Annotated in this window: 23 protein-coding genes and 1 pseudogene; 6 read left to right on the top strand and 18 right to left on the bottom strand. The window is 65.0% G+C overall.

Annotated elements, in window-relative coordinates:
* Nucleotide 1 precedes the first annotated feature (1 nt).
* Both CHR90_RS13005 and CHR90_RS13000 read right to left on the bottom strand, forming a co-directional pair.
* Nucleotides 2-307: a HigA family addiction module antitoxin gene (locus CHR90_RS13005; RefSeq protein ID WP_094409447.1), complete on the bottom strand. Its 306-nt coding sequence runs from the start codon at nt 305-307 to the stop codon at nt 2-4.
* A gap of 10 nt (nt 308-317) precedes the next feature.
* Nucleotides 318-596: a type II toxin-antitoxin system RelE/ParE family toxin gene (locus tag CHR90_RS13000; RefSeq protein ID WP_094409446.1), complete on the bottom strand. Its 279-nt coding sequence runs from the start codon at nt 594-596 to the stop codon at nt 318-320.
* A 179-nt stretch (nt 597-775) separates the two neighbouring features.
* Between CHR90_RS13000 and cobS the strand changes: the two genes are divergently transcribed.
* The 3 genes from cobS to CHR90_RS12985 all read left to right on the top strand — a co-directional run bounded on the left by cobS (nt 776) and on the right by CHR90_RS12985 (nt 4,368).
* Nucleotides 776-1,804, top strand: a complete 1,029-nt coding sequence (cobS, locus tag CHR90_RS12995; protein WP_094409798.1) for a cobaltochelatase subunit CobS — start codon at nt 776-778, stop codon at nt 1,802-1,804.
* A 24-nt stretch (nt 1,805-1,828) separates the two neighbouring features.
* The gene (gene cobT, locus CHR90_RS12990; RefSeq protein WP_094409445.1) at nt 1,829-3,703 is read left to right on the top strand and encodes a cobaltochelatase subunit CobT; all 1,875 of its coding nucleotides are present in this window, start codon (nt 1,829-1,831) and stop codon (nt 3,701-3,703) included.
* Nucleotides 3,704-3,840: 137 nt separating this feature from the next.
* Nucleotides 3,841-4,368: a hypothetical protein gene (locus CHR90_RS12985; protein ID WP_094409444.1), complete on the top strand. Its 528-nt coding sequence runs from the start codon at nt 3,841-3,843 to the stop codon at nt 4,366-4,368.
* Here the strand turns inward: CHR90_RS12985 and CHR90_RS12980 are convergent.
* From CHR90_RS12980 to CHR90_RS12955, 6 genes are all read right to left on the bottom strand, one after another.
* Nucleotides 4,365-5,480 (bottom strand): aminotransferase class V-fold PLP-dependent enzyme, encoded by a 1,116-nt coding sequence (locus CHR90_RS12980; protein ID WP_094409443.1) that lies wholly within the window; start codon nt 5,478-5,480, stop codon nt 4,365-4,367. The genes CHR90_RS12985 and CHR90_RS12980 overlap by 4 nt on opposite strands.
* Entirely contained in the window at nt 5,477-5,941 is a 465-nt protein-coding gene (locus tag CHR90_RS12975) for a RidA family protein (RefSeq protein WP_094409442.1), read from the bottom strand. The genes CHR90_RS12980 and CHR90_RS12975 overlap by 4 nt, the downstream gene beginning before the upstream one ends.
* Nucleotides 5,942-5,998: 57 nt before the next feature.
* Nucleotides 5,999-6,943 carry a LysR substrate-binding domain-containing protein gene (locus tag CHR90_RS12970; RefSeq protein WP_170941401.1) on the bottom strand — a complete coding sequence of 315 codons (945 nt, stop codon included), beginning with the start codon at nt 6,941-6,943 and terminating at the stop codon, nt 5,999-6,001.
* The gene (locus tag CHR90_RS12965; protein WP_094409440.1) at nt 6,918-8,090 is read right to left on the bottom strand and encodes an acetyl-CoA C-acetyltransferase; all 1,173 of its coding nucleotides are present in this window, start codon (nt 8,088-8,090) and stop codon (nt 6,918-6,920) included. Before CHR90_RS12965 ends, CHR90_RS12970 begins: the two co-directional genes overlap by 26 nt.
* A gap of 71 nt (nt 8,091-8,161) precedes the next feature.
* Nucleotides 8,162-9,430: an alpha/beta fold hydrolase gene (locus CHR90_RS12960; RefSeq protein ID WP_094409439.1), complete on the bottom strand. Its 1,269-nt coding sequence runs from the start codon at nt 9,428-9,430 to the stop codon at nt 8,162-8,164.
* Between the two features lie 260 nt (nt 9,431-9,690).
* A complete protein-coding gene (locus CHR90_RS12955; RefSeq protein ID WP_229671500.1) occupies nt 9,691-11,088 on the bottom strand; it encodes an NAD(P)H-dependent flavin oxidoreductase in 1,398 nt (465 codons plus the stop codon).
* A 254-nt stretch (nt 11,089-11,342) separates the two neighbouring features.
* Here CHR90_RS12955 and CHR90_RS12950 point away from each other — a divergent pair, with 254 nt between their 5' ends.
* A complete protein-coding gene (locus CHR90_RS12950; RefSeq protein WP_094409437.1) occupies nt 11,343-11,993 on the top strand; it encodes a glutathione S-transferase family protein in 651 nt (216 codons plus the stop codon).
* Nucleotides 11,994-12,036: 43 nt separating this feature from the next.
* Here CHR90_RS12950 and CHR90_RS12945 read toward each other — a convergent pair whose 3' ends face one another.
* From CHR90_RS12945 to CHR90_RS12925, 6 genes and pseudogenes are all read right to left on the bottom strand, one after another.
* A complete protein-coding gene (locus tag CHR90_RS12945) occupies nt 12,037-12,546 on the bottom strand; it encodes a hypothetical protein (RefSeq protein WP_094409436.1) in 510 nt (169 codons plus the stop codon).
* The gene (locus CHR90_RS12940; RefSeq protein WP_094409435.1) at nt 12,539-12,802 is read right to left on the bottom strand and encodes a hypothetical protein; all 264 of its coding nucleotides are present in this window, start codon (nt 12,800-12,802) and stop codon (nt 12,539-12,541) included. Before CHR90_RS12940 ends, CHR90_RS12945 begins: the two co-directional genes overlap by 8 nt.
* A 48-nt stretch (nt 12,803-12,850) precedes the next feature.
* Entirely contained in the window at nt 12,851-13,285 is a 435-nt protein-coding gene (gene mutT, locus CHR90_RS19955) for an 8-oxo-dGTP diphosphatase MutT (protein ID WP_420866596.1), read from the bottom strand.
* Nucleotides 13,286-13,357: 72 nt separating this feature from the next.
* Nucleotides 13,358-13,825, bottom strand: a pseudogene (locus tag CHR90_RS19950) (GNAT family N-acetyltransferase); the annotation flags it as partial.
* Nucleotides 13,806-15,038 carry a bifunctional glutamate N-acetyltransferase/amino-acid acetyltransferase ArgJ gene (gene argJ, locus CHR90_RS12930; RefSeq protein WP_094409433.1) on the bottom strand — a complete coding sequence of 411 codons (1,233 nt, stop codon included), beginning with the start codon at nt 15,036-15,038 and terminating at the stop codon, nt 13,806-13,808. The pseudogene CHR90_RS19950 and the gene argJ, both read right to left, overlap by 20 nt.
* Before the next feature lie 25 nt (nt 15,039-15,063).
* Nucleotides 15,064-15,945, bottom strand: a complete 882-nt coding sequence (locus CHR90_RS12925; RefSeq protein ID WP_094409432.1) for a peptidylprolyl isomerase — start codon at nt 15,943-15,945, stop codon at nt 15,064-15,066.
* Nucleotides 15,946-16,065: 120 nt separating this feature from the next.
* On the opposite strand from CHR90_RS12925, the gene CHR90_RS12920 reads away from it, so the two are divergent.
* Both CHR90_RS12920 and CHR90_RS12915 read left to right on the top strand, forming a co-directional pair.
* Nucleotides 16,066-17,514, top strand: a complete 1,449-nt coding sequence (locus CHR90_RS12920; RefSeq protein ID WP_094409431.1) for a squalene/phytoene synthase family protein — start codon at nt 16,066-16,068, stop codon at nt 17,512-17,514.
* Nucleotides 17,514-18,737, top strand: a complete 1,224-nt coding sequence (locus CHR90_RS12915) for a hydroxysqualene dehydroxylase (RefSeq protein ID WP_094409430.1) — start codon at nt 17,514-17,516, stop codon at nt 18,735-18,737. The genes CHR90_RS12920 and CHR90_RS12915 overlap by 1 nt, the downstream gene beginning before the upstream one ends.
* A 196-nt stretch (nt 18,738-18,933) precedes the next feature.
* Here the strand turns inward: CHR90_RS12915 and CHR90_RS12910 are convergent, their stop codons facing one another.
* The 4 genes from CHR90_RS12910 to dusA are packed head-to-tail and all read right to left on the bottom strand — an operon-like array spanning nt 18,934 to nt 23,623.
* Nucleotides 18,934-20,514, bottom strand: coding sequence for an ABC transporter ATP-binding protein (locus tag CHR90_RS12910; protein ID WP_094409429.1), 1,581 nt, complete (start codon nt 20,512-20,514; stop codon nt 18,934-18,936).
* A complete protein-coding gene (locus CHR90_RS12905; protein ID WP_094409428.1) occupies nt 20,511-21,530 on the bottom strand; it encodes an ABC transporter permease in 1,020 nt (339 codons plus the stop codon). The genes CHR90_RS12910 and CHR90_RS12905 overlap by 4 nt, the downstream gene beginning before the upstream one ends.
* A gap of 1 nt (nt 21,531) precedes the next feature.
* Nucleotides 21,532-22,605, bottom strand: a complete 1,074-nt coding sequence (locus CHR90_RS12900; protein ID WP_094409427.1) for a microcin C ABC transporter permease YejB — start codon at nt 22,603-22,605, stop codon at nt 21,532-21,534.
* A 7-nt stretch (nt 22,606-22,612) separates the two neighbouring features.
* Nucleotides 22,613-23,623 carry a tRNA dihydrouridine(20/20a) synthase DusA gene (gene dusA / locus CHR90_RS12895; RefSeq protein WP_094409426.1) on the bottom strand — a complete coding sequence of 337 codons (1,011 nt, stop codon included), beginning with the start codon at nt 23,621-23,623 and terminating at the stop codon, nt 22,613-22,615.
* Between the last annotated feature and the right edge of the window lie 82 nt (nt 23,624-23,705).

Genomic DNA, 23,705 nt, shown 5'->3' with positions numbered 1-23,705 from the left:
ATCAAGCGGCGTGGATGGTCGGAATGCTCGAAACATCCACGTCCCGCTCGGCATGCCACGCATCGTAGGCTGCCTGCATGCGTAGCCAGACCGCCGCACCGTCGCCGAAGAGCTTGCCTAATCGGGCGGCAACGTTCGGCGAAACAGGCTTCCGTTCCGCCAGAATATCGTAAAGCTGCTGCCGGGAAATACCGAGCAAACGGGCGATCTCCGCCTTGCTACGCCCGGTTGCCGGGATGATATCCTCCAACAGCGCACCGGGATGGGATGGGCAGCGGACAGGCGGCGGGGAAAGCGTGTCGGTCATGGCCGTCTCCTCAGTGATATTGTTCGAGATCGACTTGGGCCGCATCATCCCCGTCGAACTCGAAGGTCACGCACCAAGGCCCATTCACATGCACGGTATAGCGCTTGGGGGTGAAGCCGAGCAGCGCATGGAAATTGAAACCCGGTAGGTTCATTTCTTCCGGCTGCCGCGCCATCGCGAGACGGTCCAGCCTAACCAAGAGCCGTTTGTGCAGCGCCGCGTCTATCTTCGCCGACTTCCCGGTTTCAAACAGAGCCGCCAGGGGCTTGCTGCGGAAGGACTTGATCATCAGTCACTGTAAGCGATTTGCTGACACACCGCAATCCTGGATGCGTCAGGCAACCCCCCTACGCCATAATCCCGCTTGACGCCGCACCAATCCCCCGGCTGCAATGCCGGGGCAGATTTAGTCAGGAAAGCTCCCGTTTTGCAGGATCGAAACGGGAACGGAACGGGATGGAAGCGATTATGACCTCGACGCAGACGGTTACCGGCCAGGGCGCCCACAGCCTGAACGCCCCCGATATCACAGTGAAGGCGCGCGACGTCTTCGGCATCGATATCGATATGGACGTACCGGCCTTTTCCGTCGGCTCGGCCTATGTTCCCGATATCGATCCCAGCTATAAGTTCGACCCTGATACAACGCTGGCCATTCTGGCGGGCTTTGCCTTTAACCGCCGCGTCATGATCCAGGGGTATCACGGTACCGGGAAATCCACCCATATCGAACAGGTGGCGGCGCGCCTCAATTGGCCGTGTATCCGCGTCAACCTCGATAGCCATATCAGTCGCATCGACCTGATTGGCAAGGACGCGATTGTGCTGGAAGACGGCAAGCAGGTCACCGCCTTCCGCGAGGGGATTCTGCCCTGGGCGCTACAGGCGCCGGTCGCCATTGTGTTCGACGAATATGACGCGGGGCGCCCGGATGTGATGTTCGTCATTCAGCGCGTGCTGGAAGTCGAAGGCAAGCTGACCCTGCTGGATCAGAATAAGGTTATCCGCCCGCACCCGTTCTTCCGCCTATTCGCGACGGCCAATACCATCGGCCTTGGCGATACCACCGGCCTCTATCACGGCACGCAGCAGATCAACCAGGGCCAGATGGACCGCTGGAACATCGTCTGCACACTCAACTATCTGCCGGCGGATACCGAAACTGCCATCGTGCTGGCGAAGCTGCCGGACTATCAGACCGACGCGGGCAAGAAGACCGTCGAAGCGATGGTCGCCCTGGCCGATCTCACGCGTGCGGGCTTTATCGCCGGGGATATTTCCACCGTCATGTCGCCACGCACCGTCATTACCTGGGCAGAGAACGCCCGGATTTTCGGTAATGATGTCGGCTTTGCCTTCCGCCTCAGCTTCCTCAATAAGTGCGACGAAGCCGAACGCCCGCTGATTCTGGAATATTATCAGCGCTGCTTTGGCCGCGATCTCGCGGGCCGGATCGTCGAAACCAAGGTTGCGCGCGCCACGGGCCGCGTGGCCTAAGCCTGACGGGGTTTGAGTGCTGGCATGGCCGATGCGGAAACGCCGTTAGAGCAGTTTAAACGCGCCACCACGGCGGCGGTGCGCGCCATCGCCGAAAATGGCGAAGTGGAAGTTGGGTTCGGGGCGGAAGCCGCCGGGGTCGTCGGCAAGCGCGCGCGCCTGCCCGCCCCCTCGCGCGCGCTACCGCCGGAAGAAGTGGCGCGCCTGCGCGGGGAGGCGGATGCCGTCGCCCTGCGCCTGCGGTATCACGACGCCGGAACCCATCTCAAGCGCCAGCCAATCACCCCGACCGGGCGCGCGATCTTCGAAGCGCTGGAACAAGCGCGCTGCGAGGCGTTGGGCGCCAACCGCATGGCGGGGGTCGCCCAGAATCTCACCGGCGTGCTGGAGCATAAATACCGCCGCCTCGGTTTCGACCGGGTGACCGAACCAACCGAGGCCACCCTACCGGAAGCCGTGCGCATGCTGGCGCGCGAGGCGATGACCGGCGCGCCGCCGCCCGCCGCCATCGCGCCGCTGATCGACCAGTGGCGGGATAAGATCGCCGACCGCATTGGCGCCGATCTGACCGATCTGCGCGACACAATGGCCGACCAGGACGCCTTCGCCCGCACCGTCCGGCAATTATTGGCCGATCTCGACGTCGAGGCGCAGGAAGCCCCCGACCCGCAGGAACCGAGCGAAGAGGATGGGTCCGACGAGGGCGACGACCAGCCCGGATCCGAACAGATCCAGGGCGAGGCTGGGGAAAACGACAGCGAGGACGAACAGGATAGCAAGGCCGAAAAGCGCCCCGATCCACGCCCGGGCATGGAGTCGGACTCCGATACCGATAGCGACGACCGCGACGAGGAATTCGGCGAAGGCGAGGAAGAAACCGGCGATAGCCCACCGCCGCAGGGCGAGCGCCCGCTGTCGAAAGAGAAAGATACCTCGGCCTATCGCGCTTATACGCAGCAGTTCGACGAAGAAGTGACGGCGGACGATCTCTGTGACGCGGAGGAACTGACCCGCCTGCGCGTAATGCTGGACCAACAGTTGCAATCCTTGCAGGGCGTCATCTCCCGCCTCGCCAACCGGCTGCAACGGCGCCTGCTGGCCAAGCAAACGCGCAGTTGGAACTTCGATCTGGAAGAAGGGATTCTGGATGCCGGGCGCTTGGCGCGCGTTATCGCCAATCCCACGCAGCCGCTGTCCTACAAGCAGGAAAAAGATACGGATTTCCGCGATACGGTGGTGACGCTGCTGATCGATAATTCCGGCTCTATGCGCGGGCGTCCGATCACGATTGCCGCGATGAGCGCCGATATTCTGGCGCGTACGCTGGAGCGCTGCAACGTGAAGGTCGAAATCCTCGGCTTCACCACGCGCGCCTGGAAGGGCGGTCAGTCGCGCGAACGCTGGATCACCGACGGTAAACCCGCCACGCCGGGGCGCCTCAATGATCTGCGGCATATCGTGTATAAGGCTGCCGATGCGCCGTGGCGGCGGGTGCGCAAGTCGCTCGGCCTCATGCTGCGTGAAGGTCTGTTGAAGGAAAATATCGACGGCGAGGCGCTGGATTGGGCGCATAACCGGCTGTTGGGGCGGCCCGAACAACGCCGCATTCTGATGGTGATTTCCGACGGGGCGCCGGTCGATGATTCGACACTCTCGGTCAACCCGGGCAATTACTTGGAAAACCACCTGCGCAGTGTGATCCAGAAAATCGAAACCCGTTCGCCGGTGGAGTTGATCGCCATCGGGATTGGCCATGACGTGACCCGTTATTACAGCCGGGCCGTCACCATCGTTGACGCTGAACAATTGGGCGGGACAATGATGGATAAATTGGCCGAACTATTCGATGAAGCGCCTAAAATTCCGGGAAAACGCGGAATACGTCGCAGTGCAGCATAAAGAGTATGGCTCTTTTGTGGTCTTTTGCCAAAGCGTTCATCATTTGGCAAAAAGACCCTGCTTTGATCAATTTGGGCCGTGCGTCGGAGAAACTTCCTGCGTATAGTGGCTTTGATAGTTTGACCTGAAGTTAGGCAATGAGCGACCTCGACGCACAGGCTCTTGCGAGCGAATTGGCCGACCTCCGCGAGCAACTGGAGTTGATCCAGTCTGAAGTTGCGGCGATCCGGCACCCGCGTTCGACGGAAGACCGTATCTCTAATGCGGTTTCGGAACTGCGCGCTATCGTTCACGCCACGGAAACTGCGACCAACGGCATTCTCGCTGTTGCCGAGGCTATCGACTCCGCCGCCGAATCGATCCCCCGCGCCGCCAGCGAGGGCGGGGTGGATATGGCGGTCGAACAAATCCATTCGCTCGTCGCCAGCCTGTTTACCGAATGCGCCTTCCAGGACATTACCGGCCAGCGCGTGTCGAAAGTGGTGACGACGCTAGAATTCGTTGAACAGCGCATTGGGACGATCATTCAAGTGCTGGGTGATGGGTTCGACGGTCTGACCCCGCCGACCCACGGCCCTGCTGGTGGTGATGACGGGCTGCTGCACGGCCCCGCCCGCGGCGGCGGGGGCGTCAGCCAGGCCGATATCGATAGTCTGTTCGGTTAAACCTCCCTCAAGGTCGCGACCAGCCGGTCGATATCCACATCGGTCGTTGGCAGATGGACCGAGGCGCGCAGCAGCGCCGCTTTGCCAAGATGGGCGAAGAAATAAGGCGCATAGGCCGCCAGATTGGCCGCGACATTAATCCCCTGCGCCTGCAAGGCTTTTTGCACCGTCTGCGGGTCGCGCCCCGCGATCTCGAAGGCAACCAGCGGCGTGATCGCCGGACTGGCCCCCGCGCCAGGGCGGATCAACTGCACCCCTGGCACCTGCCGAAGCGCGGCCTCGAGCCGGGTCGCCCGGGCCAACAGTTCGGCCCCAAGGGCTTCAACCCCGAAAGCTAACACCTGATCCAACGCCGCGCCGAAGCCGAGCCGGGTGGCATAGGAATATTCCGCCGTCTCCCACCGCAACGCATCGCTTTGGCGCACGGCATAATCGTCGGGCGGCGGCGGGATCAGCGCCGCTTGGGCGCGCGCCGAGAGACCGAGCAAGGCCACCCCGCGCGGGCCGCGCAGATATTTCCGCCCGCTCGCCGTTAGAATGTCGATGCCGTGCGCCGCCATCGCGACGGGGCGCCAGCCGACCGATTGGCTGGCATCGACCGCCAGCAAAGCCCCTGTCGTCCTTGCCAGATCGGCGATTGCCGCAATCGGCTGTATCGCCGTGCCGCTGACCGATACCTCCGTGACGGAGATCAGCCGCACCCGCCCGTCCAACATTCTGCGCATGGCGTCAAGATCGGTCGTATGGTTGGGTAGCATCGGCACGGGCACAACGCTTGCCCCTGCGCGCTGGGCGACCGCTGTGAGGGCCGATAGGGTTCCGCCCCATTCCGATGGCGCGCAGAGAATCCGGTCACCGGGCTGTAAGCGCAACCCAGCGGCAACCAGCGCCATCGCGCGGCCCTGGCCTTCGGTGAGCGCCACGGTGCCGGGGCCGGTGCCGAGTAGCCGTTCGGCGGCGCGGTGAATCTCCGCCAATCGGGGCGCGACGGCGATCGCGGCTTCAACCGGGCCAATCGCCGCTTCAAGATCGTAATGCGCCGCCATCGCCTGCCGGGTTTCCGGCGTGATCGGCGCGGCGGCGGAATAGTTGAAATGTAGACGCGGCGTCATCGGGCGATCTCGAAGGTCGCATCCACCTCCACCATCACGCCGCGCGGCAAGGCTGCCACGCCGACCGAGGTGCGGGCGTGCCGCCCCGGTTCGCCGAAGACGTTCAGCATCAGATCGGACGCGCCGTTCATCACCTGGCTTTGCTGAGTGAACTCCGGCGTGCAGGCGATGAAGCCATTGAGCTTAAGGCATTGCTTCACCCGGCCCCAGTCACCGCCGAGCGCCGCTTCGACCTGCGCCAGAATGTTGAGCGCGCAGAGTTGCGCCGCCGCTTGCCCCTGCTCGACGGTCGCGCTCTCCCCCAGGCGCCCAAAGAATTGCGCGTCTCCGGCAATTTGCGGAATTTGCCCGGCGATATAGAGCGTGCCGCTCGGGCTCAGGACGAAGGGCGCATAGGCGCCGCCGGGGCCGGAGGCCTGGGGAAGCTGAAGGCCAAGGGCGGCGAGACGATCACGGACCATGCGGGTTCTCCCAAAAAAAGACGGCCCAGCCTGCCGCAGTTTCTGGGAGGACGCGACTCAAGTTCCTTCCGGGTTAACATGAGTGTCACTCATACTAGCCGCGTGCAGCCACGACCGAACGGCGGCAATCGCCGCGTCCCCCGCCCGCGCCGGGTCGATCACCGCCCAATGGCCGAAGACGCCGGACAAAGCGGGATAGGGCAGGCGCACCAAATCCCCCCGCGCCAGCAGCGGCCCGACCAGGGCCAACCGCCCCAAGGCAATCCCCAGCCCGTCGCGGGCGGCCTGCAGGGTGATATTGTAATCGCCAAGCCGCTGTTGATGCGGAAAACTCTCTAACGCGAGGCCTTGCGCCGCCAACCACTCCCGCCATTCCCAGATATCACTGGGGTGCAACAACCGATGCTGGGGTAGGTCGGCCAAGGCGGGCGCCGCATAGCCCGGCGCGGCAACAGGGACCAGCGTTTCCGGCAAGAAACACTCGGCCAGCCCCCCCGGCCAACCGCCTTTGCCGTACCGAATGGCAAGATCGGTCTGGCCTGCAAGCGGATCGATCAGCCGCACATCGGGGGTCAGGACAAGCTGCACCCCCGGATGCGCCGCTTCAAAGGCGGGCAGGCGCGGCATCAACCAAAGGGCGGCGAAAGAGGCGAGAAGCGTGACCCGAACGGGATGGCGCAGGCTCTGCGCCTCACGCCGCGCGGTGCGAGTCGCGGCGATTAATCCCGCGAAGGCCTGGCGCACGGCGGCGTGATAGGCCGCGCCTGTGGGGGTCAGGGTCAGCGGGCGGGTGCGGTCGAACAGGCTGGCGCCCAGCTCGGCTTCCAGCGCCTGCACGTGGCGGCTGATCGCGCCCTGGGTAACATGAAGTTCCGCCGCCGCCGCCGAAAAATTCAAATGCCGCCCCGCCGCTTCGAAAGCGCGCAGGGCGGCAAGATTGGGCAGCGGGCGGGGGCTGTGGCCCCCACCCAAAGGCTTAACGTTCGACTGTAAGCGCGACACCCATGCCACCGCCGATGCAGAGGGTGGCGAGGCCGCGCTTGGCGTCGCGCTTCTGCATTTCATACAGCAGCGTGGTCAGCACGCGCGCGCCCGAAGCACCGATGGGATGCCCGAGGGCGATGGCCCCGCCGTTGACATTGACCTTGCTGGTATCCCAACCAAGGTCTTTATTCACGGCCAACGCTTGGGCGGCGAAGGCTTCGTTGGCTTCGATCAGATCGAGGCTGTCGATCGCCCACCCGGCTTTGGCCAGGGCGGCACGGCTGGCCGGGATCGGCCCAGTGCCCATGATCGCCGGATCAACGCCCGCCGTGGCCCAGGAAACGATGCGAGCGAGCGGGGTAATGCCGCGCTTGGCGGCATCTTCCGCGCTCATCAACACCAGGGCTGCGGCACCATCGTTGATGCCGGAGGCGTTCCCGGCGGTCACCGTGCCCTCTTTATTGAAAGCCGGGCGCAGCTTGGCGAGGGTTTCGAGCGTCGTGCCATGCTTCGGATATTCATCGGCATCGACGACCACATCACCCTTGCGGCCCGAAATGGTCACCGGGGCGATTTCGTCGGCAAAGCGGCCCGCCTTCTGCGCGGCTTCGGCCTTATTTTGTGAGGCGGCGGCAAACGCATCCTGCTCGTCGCGGCTAAGCTGCCAGCGCTGGGCGATATTTTCGGCGGTCACGCCCATGTGATAGCCGTGGAAAGCATCCAGCAGCCCATCGCGCAGCATCGTATCCTGCATTTCCGCCGCGCCCATCTTGGTGCCGGAGCGCAGATAGAGCGTGTGCGGGGCCAAGCTCATGCTTTCCTGACCGCCCGCGACGATGATGCTGGCATCGCCATTGCGGATGGCCTGGAAGCCGAGGGCAACGGCGCGCAGGCCCGACCCGCAAAGCTGGTTGATGGCGAAAGCGGTCTTTTCCTGCGGGATACCGGCGGCCATCGCGGCCTGACGGGCGGCGTTCTGGCCGGTCCCGGCGGTCAGAACTTGACCGAGAATGGCTTCATCGACCTCCGCGCCGTCAACCTTAGCGCGCGACAGGGCGGCTTTGATGGCGACTTCGCCGAGCTTATGGGCGGGCACGCCCGACAGCGCCCCATTGAACGACCCAATGGGCGTGCGGGCGGCGGCGGCGATAACGACTTCGGTCATGGTGACTCTCCCTCTCCTGCGGCTTTAGCCGATTGTGGGCAGAGCTTACGGTGCCGCGCGGAACGGGTAAACTATTTCCCCATCAGAAAGGCGCGGATCGGCTCCCACACCTGCGCAGGGGCGCGGCCACCGACCATCATGCCGATATGACCGAGCGGAACCATATGCATCGCCGCCCCTGGGACCGCCTCCACCAAAGCGCGGGCGCTCGCGGGGGGGACGATGCGGTCGCCTTCGGGGATCAACGCCAGCGTCGGCACGGTCACTGCCTCCGCCCGCACCGCCCGGCCCGCAATGCGCCAGCGCCCGAGCGGCGGGGCATTGTCGCGATACCAGCCCGACAAGCACTCGCGCGCCACCGGCGCCGCCAGCGGCACCCCATCGTTCAGCCAATCTTCCAGCGCAACGAAAGCCCGTGCCGCTGCACTGTCTGGGGCCAACCGGGAAAAGGCTTCGAACTTGCGCGCAATCTGCAACGGGTCGAGCGCGGCGAACAATGTTTGAATAACATCGATGGGCAGGCCGTTCTGCCGGTCAATCACCTGCAGCAGGCTCGGCAGCCCCGCCGCCAACCGCCGCGCCTGGGCGGCATCGCTGTGGAAATCCCAGGGCGTCGCCAGCAGCAGCAGATGCGAGACCAGCGTCGGATGCCGTTGCGCCGCCGCCAGCGCCAGCAGCCCGCCCATGCAATAGCCGAGCAACCCCACCGCCCCACCCGACCGCGCCGAGGCCAGGGCCAGCGCGTCGAACAGCGGCCCTTCGATATAATCCGTCAGGGTGAAATCGGCGGCCTCGCCGACCGGCGCACCCCAATCCAGCAGTAGGGGCCGCACGCCTTGGCCCGCTAGCCACCGCAGAAAACTGCGCTCATGGGTCAGGTCGAGAATATAGGCGCGGTTGATGAGGGAGGGAACGCAGAGCAGCACCGGCCCCTCCGCCGCGCCGGGGGCGCCGTAGTCGAGCAACCGGACATCGCCCCACCGGGCAATCACCGGCGGATCGGGCAAATCGCGGCGATAATCATGGCCCTGATAACGCTGCACCCCGATCAGGAACGCCGAGAGCCGCCGCCGCCCCGCCTGCTCCACCGCTTGCACGAAGGCAAGCGGGTCAAGTGCCTCAGACGCGCCCGCGCCGGGGGTAAGCCCGCCCAGGGGATTTGGGAAGGGGACCAAGGGGGGCGGGGCTGGGGGCAGTAGACCCTTCAAGATCGGCCAACCGTTGCTCCACAGCAGCGAGGCGGGCAGCGAGCTTAAGTAGAAGTTCCAGCAGCTCAGGAGATGCAGCGGCAGCGGGCGCGGCCCCAAACGGGACGGCGGAACAGGCAGGGGCGCGGCCATGATCGGGTTCCGAAGCCGAGGAAGAGGGGGCGGAGGGGGGCACGGGCGGCGGGGTTATCCCCCACAGCGCCCAGAGTTTCCCCATCGATTCCGCCGTCGCCGGATCGCTGACCCAGGCCGCAACCTGCCCTTGCCACAGATCGAGGAACTGTTCGGCGAGTTGGGTTAGGTCGGGCGGCGGCCCAGGCGGAGTCCGGTTAGACATGGCCAGAGTATACCGCACCGCAACGGTGCCGTCGCCCTCCGTGACGCACCAGGCCTTAATCCCCCGTGACGATCCGTTCAATCAATTGGCGTACCGTCGGCACGAACCCATTGGCATAGAACGGATCTTGCGCAAACCGATAAGCATTATGCCCGGCAAACATCAACTGATGGTCGATATCGTCGGAATGGCTGATTTCCTGCAAGGTCTTTTGAATGCAGAAGCTGCGCGGATCGGGCGATTTGCCGGTCGTCCCTTCCTCGTTCTGCGCCCAGTTGGAGAAATTGCAGTGGGACAGGCAGCCCATGCAATCCACCTGATCCTTGCGGATTTCAAGGCTTTCCGCCGGGGTCACGAAGACCAGCGTGCTTTCGGGCGTGCGCAACCCTTCCGTATAGCCCGCCGCCATCCATTGTTCGGCATGGGCCTTATCGGTGGCGGTCACGAAGACGGAGCGGCCGCGCGCACCGACCTTCAACTCCGTATCATGTTCGCCATGCGGGTGCGGCGTATAGGCGATCTGCCGGGCGGAACGGCCCTTGAGATTCTCAAGGAAGGCATTCTGCACGGCGGACGAATAGAAACCGGTCGGGGAGAAGCGGTTGAGATAAACGTCGCCCGGCTTTAGGTCTAACAGGCGCTTGCGCCACGCGTCGGAAATCGGGCTTTCCTGGGTCAGCAGCGGGCGCGTGCCGAACTGAAAACCGACCGGCCCAAGATCGGGGTTATCGATAAACTCCTGCCATTCGCGCAGGAACCAGACGCCGCCCGCCATAATGATCGGCGTTTGATGCAGGCCGAATTCCCGCATCACCTTGCGCAGCTCGATCAAGCGCGGCAACGGGTCTTCCGGCTTATTCGGATCTTCGGAGTTCGAGAGACCGTTATGACCGCCCGCCAACCACGGGTCTTCATAGACCACCGCGCCCAAAAGATCGGGGAAACGGTGATAGGCGCGCTTCCACAGCGCCCGGAAGGCGCGGGCCGAGGAGACGATGGGATAATAGTAAACGCCGTACTGGGCGCAGATTTCGGCAACCTTATAGGGCATGCCCGCGCCGCAGGTAACGCCGTGAATGAGGCCCTTCGAGCCTTCGAGCACGCCGTTGAGGATGATCTCCGACGCGGCCATTTCCCACAGGATGTTCATATGCACCCGGCCCTGACCGCCCGCCGTTTCATGGGCGATGCGGGCCTGGGCGATGCCGCCTTGGATCGAATAGCCGATCAGTTCCTCGTGCCGTTCGCGGCGGGTCTTACCGTGGTAGACCATGGGGATAACCTTGCCGTCCGCATCATATTGGTCGGCATTCACCCCAGAAAACGTCCCAATCCCCCCGGCAGCCGCCCAGGCGCCAGAGCTTTGACCGTTCGATACGGCGATCCCCTTACCGCCTTCCACCAGCGGCAGAACTTCCCGTCCCGACATTACGATCGGATTCAACGCTTTCACCCGGCCCCTCCATCCCTTCATCCGGTTTCGGCGCACGGGCCGAACCCCAGTCGGTCAAGCACCCGGGTCGAACGCCCGAGTGTCATGCTTGGTTCATGCTGCCCTTCCTATCGGGTTTTTCGCTCCGTTACTAGGCCGAAGGCTGGGTTGACGAGAACGACAGCAGCAGGTTGGGTAATTTCCTTGCAGTGCCGACGCGCCTCGGCTTTGCTCTTGCCCATAGTTTTTCTCCTAGACGTGGAAGGACGCGGGCGATGGCCTTGACCCTGTTCATCGGCAACAAGAATTACTCTTCCTGGTCGTTGCGCCCGTGGCTGGCACTGAAGCTGGCGCGGCTTCCCTTCGAAGAGGTGCTGATCCCGCTGTATCAGACCACATCTAAGCAAGATATTTTACGCCACTCGCCGACCGGCAAGGTGCCCGCGCTAAAATTAGACGATGGCACGGTGATTTTCGAAAGCCTGGCCATCTGCGAATGGGTCGCCGAGCAAGCGCCCGACCTTTGGCCCGCCGACCCAACGGCCCGCGCCGTCGCCCGCGCCGTTTCCTGCGAAATGCACGCGGGCTTTGTCGGTCTGCGCTCGGCCCTGCCGATGAACATTCGCCGCGCAGCCCCGCCGCGCAACCTGACCCCGGCGGCGCAGGAAGATATCAATCGCGTCACCGCCCTATGGCGCGACTGCCGCAAGCGCTTCGGCGCAGGCGGACCGTTCCTCTTCGGCGCCCCGAGCATCGCGGATGCCATGTTCGCCCCAGTGGTGACGCGCTTCGCCAGCTATCTGGTCGATGTCGATGAAGATAGCCGCGCCTATATGGCCGCCGTCTTCGCCCTGCCCGCCATGCAGGAATGGGTTGAAGCGGGTAAGCGCGAACCGTGGATCATCGAGGATAGCGAAGCGGCGTAGGGTTAATCCCGAGCGGGCGGAAATCCCCACACCAACGCCTTTCCTAAGCCACCGCCTCCAGCTTTTTGAGTTGGAGGCGGAGGTTAAGACGGGCAGTTTCGGCGGCCAGATCGGCCAGCGACGGCGGCAAATCCCAAAGTTTTTCCCGCTGCACCCAACGGACGATATCCAAGAGACGCCATAAGGGGGGCGCGGTGGACACCAGCGGCAGCGGGAAGGCGCCCCGTTTCTCGCCACTTCCCGAGGCGTATTTCTGCATATTCTGGCGGCTACATCCGAAAAGCGCCGCCATATCGGAAAGATTGACGAGATCGGGACCGGCTTCGGTCAAGACCGCTGACGGCAGTGCCGACACGACATCCCGTTCCGCCGAGGTTAGCGCCGCACTTGCCGTCTCCGCCGCACGGGTGAAATCGAACGCCAGACAGCCGGGGCGCCCAAAGCCGATCATCGCATCGTCGCAACCAGCTTCGAAGAAAGCATCGGTTAAGGCGTCGGTCAGCAGGGTTCCGACCGGGACGGCGAAACTTAGCGTAAACTGAAACTCATTCATGCGTCCCTCCCGGGTCGTAATGACGGCAATGGTTGACGTGATGGCGAATCTTTCGCGCCTCATGTTCTGGTACACGCGGTGTGGACCAAACCGAGAATTGACAGAAACGATACCCCTGGCAGGTCGGATCGTTCAGCGGGCACAGCAGTCGCCCGAACGCATGGCCCTCGCTCGGTACAAAGCGCCAGCCCGCTGCCTCGGCGAAGGCTATCGCCGCCTCGATATGCTTGTTCGGATGGGTCTTGCGCAGGCTCATACCTGCTTTAGGAGAGCCTCAAGCCGATTGGTTGTCAAGCGTCAACCGCTACAACATCGTCCGTAACTGCGCCACCAACGGCACATCGGCGGGCGGCATCGGGTAATCGTGCAGGCGCTGCGGGCGGACCCAAGCTAGGGCTTGGCCTTCCTTGCCCTGCGGTTCCCCGTCCCACACGCGGCAGAGGTAGAGCGGCATCATCAGGTGAAACTGCGGGTAGGTATGGGAAGCAAACGCAAAGGGCGCGAGGCAGGAAGGGCGGACGGTCACCCCCAATTCCTCCTGAAGCTCGCGCACCAGCGCCGCTTCCGGCGTTTCGCCGGGGCTGACCTTACCGCCAGGAAACTCCCACAGCCCGGCCAAGGCTTTGCCTTCCGGGCGCTGGGCCAGCAGAATGCGACCATCGCCGTCGATCAGCGCCGCCGCCACAACGAACAGGGTTTTCGGCACCGGCTGCGCCGCCAGGAAATCGGCGCGCGCGATCCGGCGCCCCAGGGCTGGGCGGCATTGGTCTTCGACTGGAATGCCGTCGGTCGCACACGGCTCGAACCCCAGTTTTGCCAAAACACCGAAGGAGGCCGCGTTCCCCGGAATCACCAAGGCATAGGCCGAGACGCGATCAAGATCGGTAAAGGCGAAATGCAGCACCCGGCGCACGGCTTCCGTCGCCAGCCCCTGGCCCCAGGACGCGCGGCCCAGCCAGTAGCCGAGAATCACGCCCTTCTCCGCCCCCGCCATGAGGGTGAGGGAAACGCCGCCGAGAAACGCATCGGTTTCCCGGTCGGCAATCGCATAGGTCACCGCCTCGCCACGCTCCCGCTCAGCCCGGCTATTGGTCAGCCAATATTCGGCGTGATGGGGCTTATAGGGATGCGGGATCGCAGCGGTGCGCGCGGCAATCTCCGCATCATCGGCCAACGCGGTGATGCGCGCCAAATCCCCCGGCCGCAGGGGCCGCAGGCGCAAACGCTCGGTCTCGAGGATCGGCTGCGGCAGCAGCGGGTTAGCTCCGATAGCTGCCATTGATGTCGATATAGCCGTGGGTCAGATCGCAGGTCCAAACGCGGGCGGTGCCGGTCCCAAGGCCGAGATCGACCTTCAGGTGAACCTCTGTGCCCTTCATATGGGCGGCAATCGGGGTTTCGTCATAGCCTTCGACGCGCTGACCATCCTTCGCCACAATATACCCACCAAACCAGATGGCGAGCTTATCGCGGTCCGCCGGTTGCCCCGCCTTACCCACGGCCATAACAACGCGGCCCCAATTAGCGTCTTCCCCGGCAATCGCCGTCTTGACCAGCGGCGAATTGGCAATGGCGAGCGCGACGACTTTGGCCGAGGCATCCGACACCGCACCCGCCACATCGACGGTCACGAACTTCTGCGCCCCCTCGCCGTCGCGGGCGAGCTGCTGCGCCAGATCGGTACAGACCGCGTCGAGCGCCGCCCGGAACCCTGCCGCGCGCGGGTCGCTTGCCGTGGTGATCGGCGCGTTCCCAGCTTGGCCGGTCGCACACAGGACGACCGTATCGGAGGTGGAGGTATCGCTATCCACCGTAATGCAGTTGAAGCTGGCATCGGACGCCGGGGACAGCAACGCCTGCAAAGCCTCGGCGCTGATCGCGGCATCGGTGAATAGGAAGCCCAGCATGGTCGCCATATCCGGCGCAATCATGCCCGAGCCTTTGCAAATCCCGTTGATCCGCACAGTCACGCCGTCGATTTCCGCCGTCGCCGTCGCGGCTTTCGGGAAGGTATCGGTGGTCATAATGGCTTCCGCCGCCGCCTGCCACGCATCTGCCGTCAGGCTCTCGGCAATCGCGGGCAAACCATCGGTGATCTTATGATCGGGCAGCGGTTCGCCGATCACCCCCGTCGAGGCGATGAAGACTTCGGACGGTTTGCAGCCGAGCAGCGCCGCCGCAGCCGTCGCCGTGCGTTCGACCGACGCCCAGCCCGCCTTCCCCGTGAAGGCATTGGAATTGCCGGAATTCACGACGATGGCGCGCGCCGTCCCGCCCTTTTGCGCCTCGCGGCACCAATCCACCGGGGCGGAGCGGGTGAGCGACTTGGTATAGACCCCGGCGACGGTGGCTCCCGGCGCCAGCTCTGCCAAGAACACATCGGTTCGGCCTTGGTAGCGCACCCCGACCGCGCCGGAGGCGAGGCGGACCCCGGCAATCGGCGGCAGCACGGGGAAAGAGGCGGGGGCGAGCGGGGAGACGGTCTTTGCCATCGGTCGGGGCCTTTTGTGCGCGGGATTACTGAGCGGCGGGCAGCGGCTTGCCGTCGATATCGAACTTTTCGATCTTGGCGCCCTTGCGCAGGTCATCGACGATCTTGGTGATCATTTCCTGCGACATTTCCGACGTCAGTTGTTCCTTCATATCGGCCAAGCTGGGGGCTGCCGTTTCGCGGCGCTGTTCCAGCTTAATCACGTGCCAGCCGAACTGGCTCTTCACGGGGGCCTGGGTAAACTCCCCAGCCTTTAGCGCAAAGGCGGCCTCGGAGAATTCCGGCACCATGTCTTCCTTAGTGAAGAAGCCGAGATCGCCGCCTTCCTTGGCGCTGCCATCGGTCGATTTTGCCTTGGCAATCGTCGCGAAATCGCCGCCCTTCTTCAATTCGGCGATAATATCCTTCGCAGCGGCTTCGCTGGCGACCAGGATATGACGGGCGCGGACTTCTTCCTGCGGCGGATTGGCCTTCAGGAACTGGTCGTAGCGGTCCTTCAGCGCCTTATCATCGACCTTCGCCGCCACCGCGCGGTTCAGATAGACTTCCTGCACGACACGATCTTCGTAATCGGCCAAGCGGCGCTTCACTTCCGCATCCTCGTTCAGCTTTTGGCCGCGGGCGGCGTTGGTGATCAGCTTGCCATCGATCAGCCGGTCAAGGATCAAGGGATAAACCGTCTGCAACGGCATCTGCTGCACCTGCGGCGGCAGCCCGTCGAGCGAGCGCACAAGGTCCGACCGCTTCACATCGATTGCCCCGACGCGGGCGATCACCGGATCTTCTTTCGGCGCGGGCTGCTTCAGAAGCTCGCCGATAGTCTGGGCCGACGCGGGGGCCGAGGCGAAGGCCGCCGCCGACAGCATCAAACCGGCGAAAAACGGAGTGCGGAAAGAAGCGAAGCGCATGGTCCATTGATCCTTTGGATCGACAAGGGGCTGGCCGGATAAACGGCGTCATCCGGCATACTGCACAAGGGATTGCGGCAAACAAGAGGCAAAACAGGGACGCCCCCGGCAACTTCTGCTATGCTGGTCGGTATGAATGCGCCGCTGCCGGGTCTTGCCGCCGTCCTGCCGCCCCATCGGGGCAAAACGGCCCCTCAGGAATCCTTCCCGGTTGCCTTGCGCTGGCTGGCCGGGGGGCATCGGGCGGCGATCCTGCGCTTTTACGGCTATGTCCGCGCTGCCGACGATTGGGCCGATATGCCTGATCCAGGAATGAGCGTCGCGGATCGTTTGGCCGGGCTGCACCGGCTGGCGACCGCCGCCGAACGGGATCTTACGGCGATCCCCGCCGCGCTGGCGGCCTTTAAGGCGCTGCTGCCCGCTTTCGAGGCGGATGCGCGCGGCGATTTGCCGACCGACCTGGCAACCGCCCTCGCGACGTGCCGCGCGTCGTCAGTGCCCGTTGGGCGATTTCTGCTCGATCTGCATGGCGAATCGCCGCTGACCTATCCGGCAGCAGACGCGCTGTGCCTGAGCCTGCAACTGCTCAATCATCTCGACGACGCACCCGCCGACCGGGCGCGCTGGGGCCGGGCCTATTTGCCGACGGCGGCGCTGCCAGCAATCCACGCCGCGCTGCCGAGGCTATTGGCTGAAGCGGCGCCGCTCCCGCAACTCCTGCGCGCACCGGGCCTGCGGCGGCAGGCGGCGGCGACGGTGATGGCGGCCCAACGGCAGGCGGCAGCGCTGGCCGACGGGCGGCCCTTCGGCCTCCGCGACCGGCTGGCCTGTGCCCGCGCCGCCCTGGTCCCCGCCCGACCGCCGCGCCCGCGCCTCAGCGGCTCGTTCCGGCTGGCCTTGCCCCTCCTACCGGCAGAAGCCCGCGCCGCCATTGCCGGGGTCTATGCCTATGCCCGCGCCTGGGATGCGTTGGCCGACGAGGCGGGCGATCTTGCCGCCCTGCACGCCTGGCACGACCGGCTGACGGGGCTGGCCGAGGGGCGATTTCCCGCCGATTTACCGCCAGATTTCCTCGCGCTGCTCACCCGCTACCGTTTGCCGCGGCCGCCCTTTCTCGCGCTACTGGACGGGCTGATCTCCGACCTCACCGCGCCGCCACAGGCGCCGGACCGCGCGGCATTGCTGCTCTATTGCGACCGGGTGGCGGGGGCGGTCGGCACGCTGATTCTCGCCGCCCTGGGGATCGAGGACGACGCCCTGGCCCGTAGCGCCGGGCGCGCACTGCAACTGACCAATATTCTACGCGATCTTGATGCCGATGCGGCGACGGGCCGGGTCTATCTGACGCGCGCCGACCTACCCACCCTCGTGCCGGAGGTTGAGGCGCTCTATGCCGATTGCACCGCTCGGCTGGCAGCACGCCGCTTCCGGGGGCGCTGGGGGGTTGCGGTGATGATCGGCCTTTATCGTCGCCTGTTCCGCCGCCTTCAAGCCCAGGCCTTTGCCCCCGGGGGGCGGCTAACCGGGGCGGATCGGCTGGCGGTTCTGCTGCGCGCGGGGCGAGGCTGATGGCGCGCACAACGGTCATCGTCGGCGCCGGGGTCGCGGGACTGGCCGCCGCCGTGATGGCCGTCAGCAAGGGCGATAAGGTTATTATCCTCGAAGCCGCGCCACACCCTGGCGGGCGCTGCCGCGCGTGGCCGCTGGCGGGCGAAGACCTACCGTTGGTCGATCTCGGCACGCACTTGATCCTGCGCGGCAACCGCGCCCTACACGCCTATCTGGACCGGATCGGCGCCAAAGACGGGTTTATCGCCCCCGGACCAACCCCCGGCGCGCTCACGCTGATCGGCGGCACGGACCGCCTAACCCTGCCGCTCGGCCCCGGTCTGCTGCTAAAGCCGCCCGCCCCCCTGACCCGCCGGGCTTTGCTGGCCGCCCATCGGCTGATGCGCGGCGGCAGGGTCGGCGACCGGCTCGACCTCGACAGCCCAACCGGGCGCTGGCTGTGGCACCCGCTGGTGCGAGCCGCCCTGAATATCGACCCCGCCGAGGGCGATGCGCGGCTGCTAAGCGCCGTGCTGCGCCAGGGCCTGCTGCGCGGCACGGCCGCCGCCTGCCCGCTTGTACCGCGCGACAGCCTCGACACCGCCTTAATCCGCCCGGCAATCGCCTATCTGACCGCGCGGGGGGCTATACTGCGGACCACAACCCCCCTGCGCCGCCTCGACCGAACGGACGATCGAATCACGGCGCTGCACGTCGGCAATGGCGATACCATCCCCATTACCCCGATGAGCCGGATTGTTTTGGCCGTGCCGCCGCAGGCCGCGCACCGGCTGTTGCCCGATCTGGACGTGCCGACCGAAAGCCGCGCCATTCTGAACCTCCATGCCACGCTTCCCGTTCCGCCAGCGGGCGACGCGCCGGAGTTGCTGGGGCTCATCGATGGGACGGGGGAATGGTTTTTACGGCGCGGGGCACGGGTGGCGGTCACCCTTTCTGCCGCCGACCGGCTGCGCGATACCCCCGCCACGGAAATTGAGGCCGCCATAAAGGCCGACCTCTTGCGGCTCTACGGCTGCGCGCCCGATCAGGTGCGGCTGATTTGGGAAAAGCGCGCAACCTTCGCCGCAACCCCCGCACAAAACGCCCGTCGCCCCGGCCCGAACGTCCCGGGGCTGCTCAACCTGCGCCTTGCCGGGGATTGGACCGCGACCGGCCTGCCCGCGACCCTTGAAGGGGCGATCCGCTCCGGCCTGCGCGCCGTGGAGAGTTTTGGGCGGCGCTAGGCAGGCCCTGAAGCTCAAACCCTTCCTGGTCCGAGTTCGTACCGTGTCCCTATTGTCATTGTTCCTGGGCCGCCGCGCCCGGGCGGCGCGCGCCTTTCCCTACCGCATTTATCTCGCCCCAACCCCGCCCGCACGACGGCCGCGCGACCGTGTCCCAGGCCGTAGCGGACGGGCGCGGCTTCATTCTGTCCGAAACCTAAATCCCTGCGGCAGCAAGCAGGGCTTTCGTATACTCGGCCTGGGGCTGACGGAGCACGAGCTCCGCCGGGCCGCTTTCGACGATCCTGCCATCCTTGAGCACCATCACCCGATGGCTGAGGGCGCGCACGACCGCGAGATCGTGGCTGATAAACAGGTAAGCAAGCCCCCGCTCTGCCTGAAGCTGGCGCAGCAGGTCGATCAACTGGCCCTGCAGGGACCGGTCGAGCGCGCTGGTCGGCTCGTCCAAGATTAGCACTTGCGGGCGCAGGATCAGCGCGCGGGCCAGGGCGATGCGCTGGCGTTGCCCGCCGGAAAATTCATGCGGGTAGCGGTCGGCCATCGCCGGATCGAGGCCAACGTCGCGCAGGGCGTCTGCCACCGCCGCCACCGGGTCGCGGCCATCGGGGTGCACCGTCAGCCCTTCGCCGATAATCTCCCCAACCGAGAGGCGCGGCGAGAGCGAGCCGAATGGGTCTTGAAACACCACCTGCATCTGCCGCCGCGCCGTCCGCAGGGCCGGGCGAGAGAGGCGATCGAGGTTCTGCCCGAGCAGGCTGACCTGCCCGCCCCCCGCCAGAAGACGCAGCAGCCGAAGCCCTAGGGTGGATTTCCCCGACCCACTCTCGCCGACGACCCCCAGGGTTTCCCCGGCGCGCAGCGTGACGGAAATCTCGTTGAGCGCCAGAAACCCCGGCTTGGCCCCGCCCCACCAATGCCGCCCGCCGAAGCGTACCGACAAGGCCTCGCCGCGCAGCACCTCGGGCGCGCTGTTGGGCACCGGCGCCGGGCGGCCCGAAGGTTCGGCGGCCAGCAGTTCTTTCGTATAATCAGCGTGCGGGCGGGTCAGCACCTCCGCCGCATTGCCATATTCTACACACTCGCCATAACGCAGCACGGCAATGCGGTCGGCCATGCGGCGCACCACGCCGAAATCATGGGTGATGAACAGAATGCCAAGGCCGCGTTCGGCCTGAAGCCGCTTGAGCAGGGTCAGGATTTGCGCTTGCAGCGTCACGTCGAGCGCGGTTGTTGGCTCGTCGGCGATCAGCAGATCGGGATCGCAGGCCAGTGCCGCCGCGATCATCACCCGCTGCCGCTGTCCGCCGGAAAGCTGATGCGGGAAAGCGTCGATCCGCTCTTCGGCGCGGTCGATACCAACCTCGGCCAATAGGGCCAGCACCTTGGCGCGGGCGGCGGCGTTCGACAGGCCCCGGTGCAGGCGCAGGGTTTCGCCGATCTGATCGCCGACCCGATGCAGCGGGTTCAGCGCCGTCATCGGTTCCTGGAAAATCATGCCGATGCGATTGCCGCGCAGGGCGCGCAACTCCGCCTCGGGCCGCTGGGTCAGATCGTCCCCCGCAAAGCGGATCGCGCCGGAAATGCCGGTCCCCTTCGGCAGCAACCCCGGAATAGCGAGGGCGGAGGCCGATTTGCCGGAACCGCTCTCCCCCACCAACACCAGGGTTTCCCCCCGGTCGAGCCGAAAGCTGAGGCCCTTCACCGCCGCAACCGGCGTGCCGCCGAGCGGGTTGAAGGTAATGCTGAGGCTCTGAACCTCCAGCAGCGGCGCGCTCATCGCAGCCCCCGGCGCGGGTCGAAAGCGTCGCGCACCGCTTCGCCGATAAAGACCAGCAGCGTCATCAGCGCCGCCAGCGTCACGAAGGCGGTAATCCCCAGCCAGGGCGCGTGCAGATTATTCTTCCCCTGCGCCAGCATTTCCCCCAAGGACGGCGAGCCGGGCGGCAGACCGAAGCCTAGGAAATCGAGACTGGTCAGCACGCCGATGGCGCTATTCAGCAGAAACGGCAGAAAGGTAATCGTCGCCACCATCGCATTCGGCAGCACATGGCGGCGCAGGATCGCCCCATCGCCCACCCCCAGGGCGCGGGCGGCGCGGACGTAATCGAAGTTGCGTGTGCGCAGAACCTCCGCCCGCACCACGCCGACCAGGGCGATCCAACTGAACAGCACCATCGTCCCCAGCAGCCACCAGAAGCCCGGCTGCACCAGACTGGACAGAAGGATGAGGAGGTAGAGCACCGGCAGGCCGCTCCAAACCTCAATGAAGCGCTGGGCCAGCAGATCGACCATGCCGCCGTAATAGCCCTGCGCGGCCCCCGCCGCGATGCCGATCACCGCCGACAGGCTGGCGAGGATGAGACCGAACAGCAGCGACACCCGCATGCCATAGATCAGCCGCGCCAGCACATCGCGCGCCTTATCGTCGGTGCCAAGCCAATGGGCCGCATCGGGCGGCGTCGGCGCCGGGCTAGGAAGGTTCTTCACCACCGTATCGTAGCGATAGGGGATCAGCGGCCAGACCATCCAGCCTTTCGCCTGGATCAGCGCCTGCACTTCCGGGTCGCGGTAGTCCGCCTCAGTCGGGAAATCGCCGCCGAAGGTGGTTTCCGGGTAGACCGTGAAGACCGGTAGATAGAAGCCGCCGTCATAGCGCACCAGCAACGGCTTATCGTTGGCGATCAGATCGGCGCCGAGGGTGAGGCAAAAGACCACCAGAAAAATCCAGAAGGACCAGAAGCCCCGGCGATTGCTGCAAAAGGCGGTTAGGCGACGGCGGGTTAACGGGCGCATCTCACCCCTCCCGCCGGTTAAAGTCGATGCGCGGATCGACCCAGGTAAAGACGATATCGCCGAGCAATTGCAGCAGCAGCCCGATCAGCGTGAACACATAGAGCGTGCCGAACATCACCGGATAATCGCGGCTGGTCGTCGCCTCGAACCCCAGCAGCCCCAGCCCATCGAGCGAGAAAATCACTTCGATCAGCAGGGAGGAGGTGAAGAGCGTCGCAATGAAGGCTGCCGGAAACCCGGCAATCACCAGCAGCATGGCGTTGCGGAAGACATGGCCGTAGAGCACCTGCCGTTCCCCCAGCCCCTTGGCACGGGCGGTCAGCACATAAGCTTTGCCGATTTCGTCGATAAAACTGTTCTTGGTCAGCAGCGTCAGGCTCGCGAAGCCGCCGATCAGCATGGCGGTGAGCGGCAAGGCGAGGTGCCAGAAGTAATCGGCGATCTTACCCATCAGACTCAGGCTCTCCCACCCATCGGACGTCAGCCCGCGCAGGGGGAAGATCGACAGGAAAGAGCCGCCTGCAAACAGCACGATCAGCAGCACCGCGAACAGGAAAGCGGGCACGGCATAGCCAACGATCACCGCCACACTGGTCGCCACGTCGAACCGGCTGCCGTCCCGCATCGCCTTGGCAATACCGAGGGGGATGGAGACGCCATAGGTCAGCAGCAGGGTCCACAGCCCAAGCGACAGGGACACCGGCAGTTTTTCCGCCACCAGATCGACAACGCTGCGGTCGCGGAAGAAACTCTTGCCGAAATCGAAGCGCAAGTAATTGCCGATCATCGTCACGAACCGTTCGACCGGCGGTTTATCGAACCCATAGAGGGCATTAATCTCCGCCAACAGTTCCGGCGTGATATTGGTGCCGCGCTTTTGCGGGTCGGAATTTAGGGTTTCCGAGCCGCCGCCGCCCAGCCGGTCCATATCGCCGCCGCCGCGCCCCTGGAAGGCGGCAATCGTCCGTTCCACCGGGCCGCCAGGGGCGGCTTGAATGACGATGAAATTGACCAGCAGAATCCCGAACAGCGTCGGGATCATCAGCGCAAGGCGGCGAAGGATATAGCCCAGCATCCGCCGGTCAGGCCGCCAAGGCCGGAGTTTCGGTCATGCGCAGGGCGGCTTCCACCACCTCCGGTCCCGCGCCGGGGCGATGGGCCACTTCCGACAAATAGCGCCGCCACGCCCGCCCGCCCGGCTGCCCACGATAGAGCGTGAGCATATGGCGGGTGATCGCTTTCAGCGGCACGCCTTCGGCAAGACGCCGCTCGATATAGGGCAGCATAGCCTGTACCACCGCTGCCCGGCTTTCGGGGCCGGGGCCGCCGCCATAGAAACGGGCGTCGGCTTCGGCAAAAATCCACGGGTCTTCATAGGCCGCTCGCCCGATCATCACCCCATCGAGATGCGGCAAATGCTCCGTCGCCGCATCAAGGCTACGAATGCCGCCGTTCAAAGTTAGGTCGAGATCGGGGAATCGGTCTTTCAGCGCATGCACCAACTCGTAGCGCAGTGGCGGGATTTCGCGGTTTTCCTTCGGGCTGAGGCCCTTCAACCACGCCTTACGCGCGTGAACGATAAAACGCTTGCAGCCCGCATCGCGCACGGTCTCGACAAAGCGGAAGACGGTTTCCGCCTCGTCCATCTCATCAATCGCCAGCCGGTGCTTGACCGTCACCGGCAGCGGCACGGCGCGGGCCATCGCCTCGACGCAGCGGGCGACCAGATCGGGTTCCGCCATCAGGCAGGCGCCGAACTTCCCCGATTGCACCCGGTCGGACGGGCAGCCGACGTTGAGGTTGATTTCGTCATAGCCCCAGTCGGCGCCAAGCTTCGCCGCCTCCGCCAATTCTTGCGGATCGGCCCCGCCGAGTTGCAGGGCGATCGAATGTTCCGCCGGATCGAAATCCAAATGCCGCGCCTTATCGCCATACTTCAGCGCCGCGCTGGTGATCATTTCCGTATAGAGGCGCGAGCGCTTGGTGATCAGGCGCAGAAAGAAGCGGAAATGCCGGTCGGTCCAGTCGATCATCGGCGCCACGCTCAAGAGCGCGCGGGAGTCGGGAATGGCAAGGGGCGTTACAGTCGTCATGCTTCCTGTATGCCACGAGCGTTAACGGATTGGGAAGAGGATGCCCATAGGAACGCTTCGCGTTAGTATCGCGATGTGGTAG

The organism is Elstera cyanobacteriorum, assembly GCF_002251735.1.
GTDB classification, from domain to species: domain Bacteria; phylum Pseudomonadota; class Alphaproteobacteria; order Elsterales; family Elsteraceae; genus Elstera; species Elstera cyanobacteriorum.
The sequence above is the reverse complement of the archived record's forward strand: the minus strand, read 5'-3'. Positions and strand labels throughout refer to the sequence as shown.

Excerpts from the sequence above, each read along its gene's own strand:
- argJ (WP_094409433.1), bottom strand. The coding sequence starts at position 15,038 with ATGGCAAAGACCGTCTCCCCGCTCGCCCCCGCCTCTTTCCCCGTGCTG.
- CHR90_RS12915 (WP_094409430.1), top strand. The coding sequence starts at position 17,514 with ATGGCGCGCACAACGGTCATCGTCGGCGCCGGGGTCGCGGGACTGGCC.
- CHR90_RS12960 (WP_094409439.1), bottom strand. The coding sequence starts at position 9,430 with ATGGCCGCGCCCCTGCCTGTTCCGCCGTCCCGTTTGGGGCCGCGCCCG.
- cobT (WP_094409445.1), top strand. The coding sequence starts at position 1,829 with ATGGCCGATGCGGAAACGCCGTTAGAGCAGTTTAAACGCGCCACCACG.
- cobS (WP_094409798.1), top strand. The coding sequence starts at position 776 with ATGACCTCGACGCAGACGGTTACCGGCCAGGGCGCCCACAGCCTGAAC.
- CHR90_RS13005 (WP_094409447.1), bottom strand. The coding sequence starts at position 307 with ATGACCGACACGCTTTCCCCGCCGCCTGTCCGCTGCCCATCCCATCCC.
- CHR90_RS12920 (WP_094409431.1), top strand. The coding sequence starts at position 16,066 with ATGCTGGTCGGTATGAATGCGCCGCTGCCGGGTCTTGCCGCCGTCCTG.
- CHR90_RS12980 (WP_094409443.1), bottom strand. The coding sequence starts at position 5,480 with ATGACGCCGCGTCTACATTTCAACTATTCCGCCGCCGCGCCGATCACG.
- CHR90_RS12905 (WP_094409428.1), bottom strand. The coding sequence starts at position 21,530 with ATGCGCCCGTTAACCCGCCGTCGCCTAACCGCCTTTTGCAGCAATCGC.
- CHR90_RS13000 (WP_094409446.1), bottom strand. The coding sequence starts at position 596 with ATGATCAAGTCCTTCCGCAGCAAGCCCCTGGCGGCTCTGTTTGAAACC.
- CHR90_RS12910 (WP_094409429.1), bottom strand. The coding sequence starts at position 20,514 with ATGAGCGCGCCGCTGCTGGAGGTTCAGAGCCTCAGCATTACCTTCAAC.
- CHR90_RS12900 (WP_094409427.1), bottom strand. The coding sequence starts at position 22,605 with ATGCTGGGCTATATCCTTCGCCGCCTTGCGCTGATGATCCCGACGCTG.
- CHR90_RS12950 (WP_094409437.1), top strand. The coding sequence starts at position 11,343 with ATGGCCTTGACCCTGTTCATCGGCAACAAGAATTACTCTTCCTGGTCG.
- dusA (WP_094409426.1), bottom strand. The coding sequence starts at position 23,623 with ATGACGACTGTAACGCCCCTTGCCATTCCCGACTCCCGCGCGCTCTTG.
- CHR90_RS12975 (WP_094409442.1), bottom strand. The coding sequence starts at position 5,941 with ATGGTCCGTGATCGTCTCGCCGCCCTTGGCCTTCAGCTTCCCCAGGCC.
- CHR90_RS12940 (WP_094409435.1), bottom strand. The coding sequence starts at position 12,802 with ATGAGCCTGCGCAAGACCCATCCGAACAAGCATATCGAGGCGGCGATA.
- CHR90_RS12925 (WP_094409432.1), bottom strand. The coding sequence starts at position 15,945 with ATGCGCTTCGCTTCTTTCCGCACTCCGTTTTTCGCCGGTTTGATGCTG.
- CHR90_RS12985 (WP_094409444.1), top strand. The coding sequence starts at position 3,841 with ATGAGCGACCTCGACGCACAGGCTCTTGCGAGCGAATTGGCCGACCTC.
- CHR90_RS12945 (WP_094409436.1), bottom strand. The coding sequence starts at position 12,546 with ATGAATGAGTTTCAGTTTACGCTAAGTTTCGCCGTCCCGGTCGGAACC.
- CHR90_RS12965 (WP_094409440.1), bottom strand. The coding sequence starts at position 8,090 with ATGACCGAAGTCGTTATCGCCGCCGCCGCCCGCACGCCCATTGGGTCG.